The organism is Paenibacillus aurantiacus (assembly GCF_042431225.1).
GTDB classification, from domain to species: domain Bacteria; phylum Bacillota; class Bacilli; order Paenibacillales; family Paenibacillaceae; genus Paenibacillus_Z; species Paenibacillus_Z aurantiacus.
In genome coordinates this window covers 130,851-143,370 of sequence record NZ_JBHMDO010000009.1, presented here as the reverse complement: position 1 = coordinate 143,370, position 12,520 = coordinate 130,851, and the positions used below count along the sequence as shown (strand labels likewise).

The 12,520-nt window shown below is 57.5% G+C and carries 10 protein-coding genes and 1 other annotated feature; all 10 genes read right to left on the bottom strand.

What is annotated here, in order from left to right:
* Window positions 1-138: 138 nt before the first annotated feature.
* The 10 genes from ACFFSY_RS04860 to leuB all read right to left on the bottom strand — a co-directional run bounded on the left by ACFFSY_RS04860 (window position 139) and on the right by leuB (window position 12,326).
* Window positions 139-792: a sulfite oxidase-like oxidoreductase gene (locus ACFFSY_RS04860; RefSeq protein WP_377490709.1), complete on the bottom strand. Its 654-nt coding sequence runs from the start codon at window positions 790-792 to the stop codon at window positions 139-141.
* A gap of 47 nt (window positions 793-839) precedes the next feature.
* Entirely contained in the window at window positions 840-2,507 is a 1,668-nt protein-coding gene (gene leuA / locus ACFFSY_RS04855; protein WP_377490706.1) for a 2-isopropylmalate synthase, read from the bottom strand.
* Between the two features lie 78 nt (window positions 2,508-2,585).
* Window positions 2,586-2,841 (bottom strand) — a binding site (T-box leader).
* A 397-nt stretch (window positions 2,842-3,238) separates the two neighbouring features.
* Entirely contained in the window at window positions 3,239-4,759 is a 1,521-nt protein-coding gene (locus tag ACFFSY_RS04850; RefSeq protein ID WP_377490703.1) for a leucyl aminopeptidase, read from the bottom strand.
* A 69-nt stretch (window positions 4,760-4,828) separates the two neighbouring features.
* Window positions 4,829-6,202, bottom strand: a complete 1,374-nt coding sequence (locus ACFFSY_RS04845) for an ATP-binding protein (protein ID WP_377490700.1) — start codon at window positions 6,200-6,202, stop codon at window positions 4,829-4,831.
* 1 nt (window position 6,203) lies between these two features.
* Entirely contained in the window at window positions 6,204-6,611 is a 408-nt protein-coding gene (locus tag ACFFSY_RS04840) for an ATP-binding protein (RefSeq protein ID WP_377490697.1), read from the bottom strand.
* Between the two features lie 474 nt (window positions 6,612-7,085).
* Window positions 7,086-8,711 (bottom strand): anti-sigma-I factor RsgI family protein, encoded by a 1,626-nt coding sequence (locus ACFFSY_RS04835; RefSeq protein ID WP_377490694.1) that lies wholly within the window; start codon window positions 8,709-8,711, stop codon window positions 7,086-7,088.
* Window positions 8,708-9,517, bottom strand: a complete 810-nt coding sequence (sigI, locus tag ACFFSY_RS04830) for an RNA polymerase sigma factor SigI (RefSeq protein WP_377490691.1) — start codon at window positions 9,515-9,517, stop codon at window positions 8,708-8,710. Before sigI ends, ACFFSY_RS04835 begins: the two co-directional genes overlap by 4 nt.
* A 110-nt stretch (window positions 9,518-9,627) precedes the next feature.
* Window positions 9,628-10,053 carry a hypothetical protein gene (locus ACFFSY_RS04825; RefSeq protein WP_377490688.1) on the bottom strand — a complete coding sequence of 142 codons (426 nt, stop codon included), beginning with the start codon at window positions 10,051-10,053 and terminating at the stop codon, window positions 9,628-9,630.
* Between the two features lie 507 nt (window positions 10,054-10,560).
* Complete coding sequence (locus tag ACFFSY_RS04820; protein WP_377490685.1) at window positions 10,561-11,109, bottom strand: peroxiredoxin; 549 nt, start codon at window positions 11,107-11,109, stop codon at window positions 10,561-10,563.
* A 137-nt stretch (window positions 11,110-11,246) separates the two neighbouring features.
* On the bottom strand, window positions 11,247-12,326 hold the full coding sequence (gene leuB / locus ACFFSY_RS04815; protein ID WP_377490682.1) for a 3-isopropylmalate dehydrogenase: 1,080 nt from the start codon (window positions 12,324-12,326) through the stop codon (window positions 11,247-11,249).
* Between the last annotated feature and the right edge of the window lie 194 nt (window positions 12,327-12,520).

The window sequence follows — 12,520 nt, the reverse complement described above, 5'->3', positions numbered from 1 at the left end:
GGCAAATGGCGCTACAGGGATAAGACCCTGTAACGCCATTTTTTTGTTCAATTTAGGGGGGGCTTCGGAGTTAGAAGACTTAGAAGACAATTACTAAACCCTTTTGAGACGGCCTCTTCTCGCCGTTCATTCCCCCATTCAATCCGGGGTGTTGAAAATAAAACTGTAATCCTCTTCGTCGTCGCCGTATCCTTCGGCGAAGCGCTCCTCTTGGAAGGGATCTCCGTACATGTGATAACCATGCTGTTCCCAGAAGCCCGGCTTATCCTCGGCCATGAACTCGATGCCGCGCAGCCACTTCGCGCTCTTCCAGAAGTACAGATGCGGCACGACCATTCGCACGGGATACCCATGCTTCGGCGTTAGCAGCTCGCCCCCATGGCGCACCGCCAGCAGCGACGTCTCGCGCATGAAGTCTTCCAGGGGCAGGTTCGTCGACCATCCCTGCTCGGCGTGAAGCATGACGTACTTCGCTTCCGGCTTCAGCCGCACTTGCTCCATGATCGTCGATACCGCGACGCCGCCCCAGACGTTGTCGAGGCGCGACCACGTCGTCACGCAGTGGATGTCGTTCGTGTATTCGCGCATCGGCAGCTTCATGAACTCGCCGTACCCGATCGTCACTTCCTCTTCGACCAGCCCGAACAGCCTCAGGTTCCACAATGCCATGTTGTTATAATACGGCACGTCGCCGTGATGCAGCACGGGGAAGTTCGTCGTCAGGATCTGCCCCGGCGGAATCCGGGCTGGATCAATGTCGCGCTCTTCGTTCGCGCCATGCACGTACACCATGCGTTTCGCCTCCTTGCGCCCGGTACTTGCCGACCGTACTTCCAACGTTATCCCCGCTGGGATGCGATTTTATTCACCGCGCTGAACAGCGCTTTGACCGAGGAGGTCATAATGTCGACGTCGATGCCGCAGCCCCATTGCTCGGTGCCGTCTTCGGCCGTAATGCCGATGTACGAGACCGCCTGCGAGCTGGAGCCGACCGTCAGCGCATGCTCCTTATAGATTAGGTTCGAATAGCGGATGCCGAGCTCGCTTTGAATGGCGCTGCTGATTGCGTCGAGGCGGCCGTTGCCCGCGCCCGTGAACTCGCGCGCTTCGCCATTCACCTTTACCTTGACGACCGTCTGGAAATCGTCATGCTCCGTGAACCGGTAATTCAGGAATTGCACCGGCGCCGCGATGTTGACGTACTCGCGGACGAAAATATCGTAGATCTCCTCCGGCTGCAGCTCCTTCTGCTCGCGGTCGGAGACGTTCTTGACCGCGTAGCCGAAGCTCTCGCGCATGCGCGCCGGCAGATCCAGGCCGTACTTCTGCTCGAGCAGGTAGCCGATGCCGCCTTTGCCCGATTGGCTGTTGATGCGGATAACGTCGCCTTCGTATTCCCGTCCGATGTCCTTCGGATCGATGAGCAGGTACGGGACCGTCCAATGCTGGCAGTCGTTGTCCTCGCGCCACTTCATCCCTTTGGCAATGGCGTCCTGGTGGGAGCCGGAGAAGGCCGCGAAGACCAGCTTGCCGCCGTACGGCTGACGCTCGTTCACCTTCATCCGGGTGACGCGCTCGTACATTTCGATGATCTCGGTAATGTTGGAGAAGTCCAGCTTCGGATCGACGCCGTGCGAGTACAGGTTCAGCGCCAGCGTCACGATATCGACGTTGCCCGTCCGCTCGCCGTTGCCGAAGAGCGTGCCTTCGATCCGCTGGCCGCCCGCCAGGATGCCCAGCTCGGCGTCCGCCACGCCGCTGCCCCGGTCGTTGTGCGGGTGGAGCGAGAGGATGACGTTGTCGCGATAGTTCATATGCTCGCTCATGTATTCGATCTGGCTCGCGTACACGTGCGGCATCGACATCGACACCGTCGCCGGCAAATTGATGATGACCTTGTTGTCTGATGTCGGCTGCCAGACGTCCAGCACCGCGTTACAGATATCGAGCGCGAAATCGATCTCGGTGCCCGTGAAGCTCTCCGGCGAATATTGGAACTTGAAGTTGCCTTCCGTCTCAGCCGCGCATTCCTTGAACAGCTTCGCGCCCGCGACCGCGATCGCGATAATCTCTTCCTTCGACTTCTTGAACACCTGCTCGCGCTGAGCGACGGAGGTGGAATTGTACAGATGGACGACCGCGCTCTTCGCGCCTTTCAGCGATTCGAACGTCTTGCGGATGATATGCTCGCGCGATTGCGTGAGCACTTGGATCGTCACGTCGTCCGGGATCAGGTTCTGTTCGATCAGCGTCCGCAGGAAGGTGAATTCCGTCTCCGACGCCGCCGGGAAGCCGACCTCGATTTCCTTGAAGCCGATCTTCACGAGCATCTGGAAGTATTCCAGCTTCTCCTCCAGGTTCATCGGTACGACCAGCGCTTGGTTGCCGTCGCGAAGGTCGACGCTGCACCAGGTCGGGGCTTCGGTGATGTATTCCTTCTCTACCCACTTCATGCTTGGCTTCGGCGGCATAAAATAACCGCGGGCATACTTCTCGACATTGTTCATGATGATGACCACCTTCTACTCGTATTGGCCCGTGCGGCGGCACGGAGAAAAATAAAAAAGCCTTCCGTCTCTATACTGTATAGAGACGAAAGACTGTGAAATCTTACGCGGTACCACTCTGATTCACGCCGGGGCCGGCATGCGCTCAACGGACAGGGACGTGCTCCCTTATCCTCCTGCAATAACGGTCAGGCTCCGGCTCCGCTTACTGTGCTGAATTTCGGCGGGCTACTTCAAGGTGAGTTCGGATCGGCTTCGCGGCTGTTTCGCACCATCCAACAGCTCTCTGCTACGCGACTTGCTCATTCCTACTGGTCCTCTGCAACGTATTTGAAATATTGTTGCTAATATACTACATTGCTCCACGCTTATCAAGCATATTCTGAATTTTTGAACTTGCGCGGTTTTGGCTTGTTTCCTCCCCCTTCCCCCTCCGCTGAGGGGAACCAAAGGACTTTGCCCTCTGGACTCCCTTCTTCGTTCTGGCACGTTTGTTCGCGGTCGGCGGGTCGGCTTGAGCGGGGCACGCTTTTGTCCTTGCGGACAAAGCTTCAGCGGGTTTCAAAGTCATTCTTAAGGCATAAGCCTGTCAACTATAGGCATGGATGGCTTCACCGGACATAATCCCTTCACCTAACAGCATTGCCCCTCCCCTTTACTTCTCCTATAGTACCCCCAAGCCAAATAAAAAGAGCGGCTCGCGAGCCGCTCCTTTCAATTGGCTGCTCCCCTTAAGCGCGAAGCAGCAGCTCCGCCAGCGTGCGCACCATGACGCCCGTGCCGCCCTTCGGCTCCCATCTGCGCTCGCGCTCGAGCCACGCCGTGCCGGCGATGTCCAGATGCACCCACGGACGCTCTTCGGCGAACGCGCCGATGAACAGTCCCGCGATGCTTGCCGCGCCGTACTGCGAGCCTTTGTTGCGCAAGTCCGCCTGGTCGCTGTCGAGCTGCTTGCGGAATTCCGGATAGTTCGGCATCGGCCAAATCCGCTCGTCGGCATGCTTCGACGCCAGAATGACGTCCTGCATCAGCTGATCGTCGTTGCCAATGGCGCCTGTCGCGACGTCCCCAAGCGCGACCAGCACCGCGCCGGTCAGCGTCGCCACGTCGACGAGCTTCGTCGCGCCACGACGGATCGCCGTCGTCACGCCGTCGGCCAAAACAATACGGCCCTCGGCGTCGGTGTTCGTAATTTCGACCGTCGTGCCGTTCATCATCGTAATGACGTCGCCCGGCTTGAAGGCGCGATCGGACGGCATATTCTCCGCGGACGGAATGACGGCGATCACGTTCACCTTCGGCTTCAGCTCGCCGAGAATGCGCATAACGCCAAGCACCGCCGCGGCGCCGCCCATATCGGAGATCATCTCCTCCATGCCCGGCGCTCGCTTCAGCGAGATACCGCCGGTGTCGAACGTGATGCCTTTGCCGACCAAGCCCCATACCGTATCATTGTCTTCATCGCCCTGATAATGGATAACAATCATGCGCGGCGGATGCGCGCTGCCTTGACCGACAGCCATCAGCCCGCCCATCCCCTGCTCGGCCGCGGTGAATTCGTCCAGCACCTCGATCTCCAGGTCTTCGTATTGCCCAAGCGTATCCTCCGCTTCCATGGCCAGCAGCTCCGGATACAGCTTATTGCCCGGCATGTTCGTCAAGTCACGCGCATAATTGACCGCCTCGGCGAACACTTTGCCGCGCTCGATGCCCGCTTCCCACTGCGATGCCAGCTCATCGCCGCCTTCCGCCAGCACCTTGATGAATGAGACCGTCTGCACGGTCTGCGCGGCCAGCTCCTTCTTCAACGATTTGCGCTTGTACAGCGTGAGCGCATAGCCTTCGGTCAGCGCCTGCGCCGCTTGCGCAATCGTGTACGTCGACGCGCCCACGCTTACCGCCGCCGGGATAAGCTGCTGGATCGCCGTCGCCTTCAGCTTGCCGGCCGCCTTCGCTGCCGCCGAAGCCGCATCGCGCAGGCTGCCAAGCGTATCGTTCTTGTGCGTAATACCGGCGTAGATGACATGGCTGGCCGGAATCAGACCAAGCGTCGGCAGCACGATCGTTTCCTTCGTATCCGCTTTGAACAAGCCTTTGGACGCGTGAGCCCGCAGCGCCTCGTCCAACTGCGGATGTACCCATGCCGCGTCCGCCTGCTGCAAATCTTCCCGGTCCAGGAACGCCACGATTACATCATAATCCGCCGCTCCGCGATCCTGCACCCCGTATGTAAATTGGATGTTACTTGCCATAATTGTTCATTCTCCTTCCGCGCAAATGCCAAAAAATCGGGTATTATCAGCATACCCGATTCTAAGCGTTTACTCCACTAATGGCAAATAGATCTTGAAGTCCGTGCCTTCCCCGCTGCTGCTCGTCACGCGAATCGAGCCGCCGTGGTTGCGGACGATCCGGTAGCTGACCGCAAGCCCGAGCCCCGTCCCGGCTTCCTTCGTCGTGAAGAACGGGTCGAACAGCCGATTCTGGACGGTCTGGTCCATCCCCTTGCCGTTGTCCCGAACCGTAATCTCCGCATAGGAGCCGTCGCGCCGAGCCACAATGTCGATGCGCCCGCTCCGCTCTCCGCTGATCTCCTCGATCGCTTCCATAGCATTACGCAGCATGTTGAGGAACACCTGCTTCACCTGCTTCACGTCCACCGACGTCGTCATCTGGTCATCGTACGCTTCGTATTGAATTTCGCTGCCCTTCATGAGCGCCTCGCTCTCGCACAGCATGATGACTTCCTTCAGCAAGGAGCCGATATGTACGTTCTGCTTCATCGGAGCCGACGGCTTCGACGAGTTGAGGAATTCGTAGATAATGTCGTTCGCCCGGTCGATCTCGGCGAGAATGATCCGCGCGTACTCTTCCTTCCCCAGCTGGAACAAATGCGGCCGCAGCAGCTGAATGAACCCGCGGATCGACGTAAGCGGGTTGCGGATCTCGTGGGCGATGGATGCGGCGATCTTCCCGAGCATCGCCAATTTGTCGTTCTGGTAAGCCGTCTGCTCGATCTGCTTGTATTCCGACACGTCCTTCACGCTGAACAAATAGTCGCCGTCGAGCTGGTCGCCGTATGTAATCGTCACGAGCAGATGCCGCCCGTTCGCGTCCTGCAGCTCGAAGTAGCGGCTGCGCCGGAGGAACATCTCTTTGTACACCCGCAGCACGATGCGCCGCGTGCTCTTGCGCAGCTTCGGGTGCAGCAGAATGTCGCGGAGATTGCAGCCGATCAGTGTTTTGCGCGGAATATCGAACAACCTGGACATCTGCACGTTGACGAAAGAAAGCAGCCCGTCGTTATCGAAAATCGCCAGGCCGCTGTCCATATATTGCAGGACATTCTCATACTTGTCCTTCACCATCTGCACCGACCGCTGGGAGCTGAGTACCTGGTCGCGCGCCGCGCTCACCCGTTCGATCGGCACCGGCTCCCGCTCGTCCCGGAACCGGAACGCCACCATCAGCTCGATCAGGAATACGAACGAGCGGCTGTACAGCTTAAGCGCCTCGTCCGACTCCACGTTCGCGACCAACATTTGCATCGATTCTTCATGAATCGCGATAATATCCTCCGGGTGAACGCCCTGCAGCCATTTGCCGATCTCCGTCGCTTCGAACAGCGATTGCTCGCTGCCGCTTCTCACATATTCTGCAACCGCCGGAAAATAGCGCTTTCGAATTGCTTGCATGCTAGCCCTGCTCCTCTCCTGCCGCACAAACCGGGAAATCGACGCGCCAAGAGGCTAGCCATTTCCGAAATTGAATCATGTTGCCGCGGGCCGGATCCCACGCCGCCACCATATCATCGACGAGCGGGCGCGCCCACTCGGCCGAGATCCGCTCGCGGCCTCGGTAATGATCGTAGATTCGCACTTCCAGCCCCGGACCTCCGCCTGCGTCCCCTTTGCATCGTTCCATTCTACGAATGACCATATGGCCCTTCTCCGGAAATTGAATCAATTTGAGCGCAAGCTCCGAGATCGTGTACGCAATAATCGTCTGATCGACCAACCCGAATCCGATGCGCGACGCAATTTCGCGACCTCGCCGGCGCGCATGTATCGCATCCGCCCATTCCCGAATGTGGAATATTTCCACGAGCCCCATCGCCTCCGCTTGAACAATTGCCGTTTTCGCTATGCCCGTACATGGATGCACTTACAAATAATGATAGTAACTGCGTCTTTCCTTTGCAACCGAAGAGATTGTCGAAAATCGCCGCGCTTCTCACCGAGAGCTGGAGAGCATCCCACCCGCCTGGATAGAGAGGCTGCTGCTAAATAGGCACCAGCTTTCAGTGGTACGGACAGCCATAAGCTTAACGCACCTCATAATTGAAGCCCGCTCACGGGAATTGGCCTGAATTGAGGCATAAGGCAAGGCTACAGGCGGCGCTGACCGGTTCGGTTCGTTAATTGGTACGGACAGCCCTTAGACGTAAGCCAGCATCTGGTACGGACAGCCGTTAGACATAAATCAAACCTTTCGCCGCGTACGGAAATGAAGTACAACAAGGCGCGAGAGCAAATGCTCCCGCGCCCTGTCGGCAGGCAGGCTCGGCGATATCGCCGGCTAATCCTTATTTTTGCTTTTGTCCGAACCGCGTTCCCGCTCCGACTTCGAAGTACCGTTCTCCCGTTCCTGCTGCTTCGTCTGGCCGCGCCCTTGATTTTTGCCCGAATCGGAATCGTCGTGATCTTCACGGGACTTGCCGTTACTCCGGCTGTCGCCCTGATCGTCATCATCGCGCTGCGATTTGCCGTTCTTCTCCTTCTCTTGCGCGCTCGACTTCCCCCCGCTAGTGGTTTCGGTCGTTTTGCCGCTGTTCTTACCGCTGCTCCCTCCACCGCTCGCTTGCGTTCCGTTTTTGGCCGCATCCTTCTGCGTCCCGGCCGAACCGCCGTCATGACGGCCAGTAGAGGCGATTTTGCCGCCCTGCTGCCCGTCCTGCCGGTCCGTATTTCGCTCGTTCTTGTTGCGGTCGTCGTCTTTGTCCGCTCTTCGGCCGTTACCGCGATCACGATTCTGATCGTCAACGCGTTCGTCGTTCCGGTTCCACCCGTCCGATTGCCGGTCGTCTTCGCGGTCTTTCCACCGGTTATTCTTATCGCCGGACTTGCCGGATTCCTGGCCTGCACCTGCCCGATCCTGCTGCTTCTTGCCGCCCGCTCCCTGCGAGGCGGCCGCAGGCTTGCCGCCGTTCTTGGCCGGCTCGGCCGGCGTCTTGCCGCCTGCGGCGGAACCGGCGGTGGCATCGTCCTTCTCTGGCTTAGCCGATGCCGGCTTCGTAGGCGCTATCGCATTCGCCTTTCCTTGACCGCGCTTCGATTGGTTCTCGGCCGCGAGCGCCTTCAGCTTCGTCTTGATCGACTTCTTATCGATCGTCGTCTCGCCTTCCTGCTTCTTCTCGGCCGAACCGAGTACTTTCTCCACGCCGCCGAGCGCTTTGGCCGTATTGTGGATGGACTTATGCTTGAGCTCCTCCAAATCGACTTCATGCCCTTCGCTTTTCGCCAGCAAGTAGAACGCCATTTTGCCCGAGGAGACGCCGCTCTGCTTCGCTTCCTCCCGCACTTCCTCCGGAACGCTAAGCGTCGACACCGCCACCGCATCCGTTGCCGGCCCGCTCTCTTTCTTGGCGGCCAGCGATTCCTTCACCGCCGTATTCACATGCTCGGTCAAGGCGTCCTCGTAGTCTTCATTGCCTTTCATCAGCACGCTCGTAATGAAGATGTCGCCTTCGTTGCTATCGAAATAATGAGCATCCCGGGCACGCGACGTGATCGCGGCCGCCACCGCTTCCGCCGTCTTGCCTTTAAATTCAAGCCCTTCGATCAGTCTAGCGCCGTCTGGATTCAGCGGATGCAGCTCCACGACCCGTTCCTTGGCATCGATGCCAAGCTCCACGCTCGGATTAATATCCATCGTCAAATAAGCGGCCACCGCCGGTTCGGGCATTGCGACTTTCGCCAGCCATGGCGTGAGAAGAAGCAGCATGATCGCGGCAGCGGCAGCCCCCATCCCGTATCGGGATCGAGCTCCCCAAGCGCGCTTGCGCGGCAGCTGAGCGGCCTCGTCTAGCCGAACCTCGTCGCCGACCTGCACGCCCTCGCCCGCTTTCACCTTTCGAAACTCTCCGTCCGGCGTCATGACAACAGCGACATTGTTGCGAATTTCCATCACCACTGCCCGGTTCATGCGCTTCCTCCTTTCATTGTGCTGACGCTTGCGTCATCTGGCTGCAGATGCTCTAGATATCCTTGCAGATGCGGGAAGTCGCCGTCCCGAAGCAAAGCAAGGGCGATAATGTATTTCCGGTTGCGCTCGATCGTCTTCCGGGATACGCCGGCCATCAGGCACAGCTCCTTGATCGGCATTTTGCCGCTGGCGCCAAGCGCGCTCATCAGCACAGGCGTATCGGCCAGCAGGAATGCGATTGACGCAAGCAATCTGCGGGAATCCGCATGCTTGGGCGACAAATCGGGCAATTCGGCAAAGCTTATGTCATACCTGCCCAGGCAGGTGTTATATTCCGCGATCTCCAGCCGCCTCGCGTCGCTCTCCCGCTGGACTTCGTAACGAGCCATCGCTTCGTTTCGTTCCACCGGGTTAATCGTCTGCTCGTCCTCGTCGAGCGCGTCGAAAGCGCTTGTCGGCACGCTGCTTGCATGCCGCTGCTCCTTGCGCACGTAATCGATCAGCCTACGGCGGATGACCGTATCGGCAAAGCCCAGGAACGACCTTCCGGCTTCGGGAGAGAACTGATTGATCGCTTCATCGAAGGCGCTAAGCGCAATGCTGAATTCATCGTCATATTCGGGGTTGACATATCGTTTGCAGAACCGGCTCGTCACCTTCGCAATATAAGGTTCGTACGCGGCGATAAAATCGTCGCGGGAAGCATCGCCCGCGCGGATGCGCATGACGATCGCCTCGGGTGTTTCCTGTTCGACTGCCGCCCGGCTCTGCTTGCCGAAAAAGCGTTTAAACAGTACTAGTAGCAACCGCTCCACCTCTTAATCAATAGTTTCGCAACCGCACTCCGTATTGAGGGGGCCGGATTTGAGAAGCCGCAAAAAAATGAAGCCTCCTTGGCTAAGGAGGCCGGATTTGCTTAACAATAACCTTCCGAAGTACGGCGCTGGCGCAGCTTCATCTTCCGCTGGCCGAGCACCCCGAGCCGTTTCTTCAGTTCCGCCGCCCAAGCCTCGTCTTCAATCTGGGCCGCGAAGCTGAGCAGATCGAGCGCCATGTCGATTTGGTTGGAGACGACATCGAGCGGATCTTCGTTCTCGTTATTTACGCAATTTTCAAACAACATAAGGCCGTCTTGCTCGACATATTCGAGGAAATCCACCTCGGTAGCACCGTCGCCGTGCGCGTACTCGGCCAGAATCTCGTACTCGTTCTCAATCCCGTGATGGATCTCGACTCTGTGGCATACCGGGCAAAAAAGAATCGGAACGTTATGAATATGCGTCCGGAAATGCTTCAGCGTCCCGTTCGTTCCTATCATGCTAGCACCGCAGCAAAAACTCATATGTCTGTCTCCCTTCTAGTACCGTCTATATTTGTAATATCGGTCTGCTCCTACGTTTAGTTGATAAGCGCCGATCTTCCAATTTCATGACTGGTGCAGCAAGGTTGGCGCATCTGCTCGCTATGAGACTTGCCTATCCTACTGGGCAACGACCCACTAGGCTTCTTCTAACGTATTCGCGGCGGGCTAGCGTAATTCCTGCTTTCGCCTAAAGCCCGGTAAGCAGGAAAAAACCGGCACCCCTGAGAGGATGCCGGTTCGCTTGAGCAAATCATGTTGATTTCTCGCAATGAAAAAGCTGGCGCCGCATAAAGACGACGCCAGCTTCCTCAGCTTAAAATACAAGAATTTTATAAGTTTCATGCCTATAAATCATCTTGTATTTCTCCCTTGCTGAATGCTGCATTCCCAATCTGCGGATTGTGAACGCAAACCAATCCGCTTATCCGGAATGAAACGCGCCGCGCCGCTGAATGACAGCGCAGCCGTTTCCCCTTGGTTAAGCTATTATTGAGCAACCAGGTGCTTGTCGCCTGGCTTCCAGTTCATTGGGCACAGACCGCCGGATTGCAGAGCTTGAAGAACGCGAAGCGTCTCTTCTACGCTGCGGCCAACGTCGTTGTGGTTGACGACTTGGTATTTCAATTCGCCTTCCGGATCGATGATAAACAGGCCGCGCAGTGCAACGCCTTCTTCTTCGATCAGAACGCCGTAGTCGCGAGCAACCGTCTTCGTGATGTCGGCTGCGAGCGGGAAGTTCAGTTGGCCAAGGCCATTGTCGGCAACAGGCGTGTTGATCCAAGCGCGGTGGCTGTGGATGGAGTCAACGCTGACGCCGAGGATTTCCGTGTCAAGCTTCTTGAACTCTTCGGCAGCCGAGGACAGCGCCGTGATTTCAGTCGGGCATACGAACGTGAAGTCCAGCGGATAGAAGAACAGCACGAGCCATTTGCCTTTGTAGTCGTTCAGAGATGCTTTACCGAAAGTTTTGCCGTCGCCGGAAACAGTCTCCATTGCGAAGTCCGGAGCCGGACGTCCTACCAAACGTTGTGTCATGAGTTTGATTTCCTCCTTCTAATGGTTACGAACCTGTACATTCGTCACGGTGAGTGACTTTCGAATAAATGGTACCACTACATTAGAATAGAGTCAAGATTAAAGCTATTCGTTAACAATAATAATTATAATTTGAATTATTTCGCCATTGCGGCAACGATCAGATCGCCCATCGCCGTCGTGCCGATCGCCTTGCTCTTATCGACTGCGATGTCGCCCGTGCGGTGGCCAGCGTCAAGCACGTTCTTCACGGCGTCTTCGATTACTTGCGCCGCTTCGTGATAGCCGAACGACAGACGGAACATGAGTGCAACGGACAGAATCGTCGCGATCGGGTTGGAAATGCCTTGACCCGCGATATCCGGCGCGGAACCGTGTACCGGCTCGTACAGACCGAAGCTGCCTTCGCCCAGCGATGCGGAGGACAGCATGCCGATCGAACCCGTCAGCATTGCCGCTTCGTCGCTCAGGATGTCGCCGAACATGTTCTCCGTCACGATAACGTCGAAGCTCGCAGGACGGCGAAGCAGCTGCATCGCGCAGTTGTCGACCAGTACGTGCTCCAGCTCGACATCCGGATACTCCGGAGCGATCCGGTTCACGACTTCGCGCCACAGGCGGGACGTCTCGAGTACGTTCGCTTTGTCGACCGAAGCGAGCTTCTTGCGGCGCGTACGCGCGATATCGAACGCCTGGCGAACGATGCGCTCCACTTCCGTCACGTTATATACGCAAGTATCGACCGCTTCTTCGCCATTGGCGCCTTCGCGGCGGAACTTCTCGCCGAAGTAGATGCCGCCCGTCAGCTCGCGCACGACGATCAGGTCCGTGCCGTCGAGCACTTCAGGTTTCAGCGTGGACGCTTCCTTCAGGCAATCGAATACGGTAGCCGGACGGATGTTCGAGAACAGGCCAAGCGCCTTGCGGATGCCGAGCAAACCCGTCTCCGGACGAAGCTCCTTCGAATTGTTGTCCCATTTCGGGCCGCCAACCGCGCCAAGCAGCACGGCGTCGGCTTTCTGACAGATCTCCAGCGTTTCTTGCGGCAGCGGCGTGCCTTTCTCGTCGATCGCGATGCCGCCGAACAGGCCGTGCTCCGTCTCGAACTGGTAGCCGAACAGCTCCTCGGTCTTCTTCAGTACTTTCAGCGCTTCCCCGACTACTTCCGGTCCAATACCGTCACCCGCGATGACGGCGATTTTTTTTACGTCAGCCATTATGTTTCACTGCTCCCTCTGTTTTCATTCCCGGCCATCTTGGTCAAGACCGGGTCGCAAGCCGCTATACGGCTATTGATTACGATTCTCACTCTATGAACAGTTGTATCATATTTGCCCCGATCCGACTAAGATATGAAAGCTATCGCTTTTATAGGTTTTGCATATAAGTTAAGCGCGCCGCTGTGTCCATC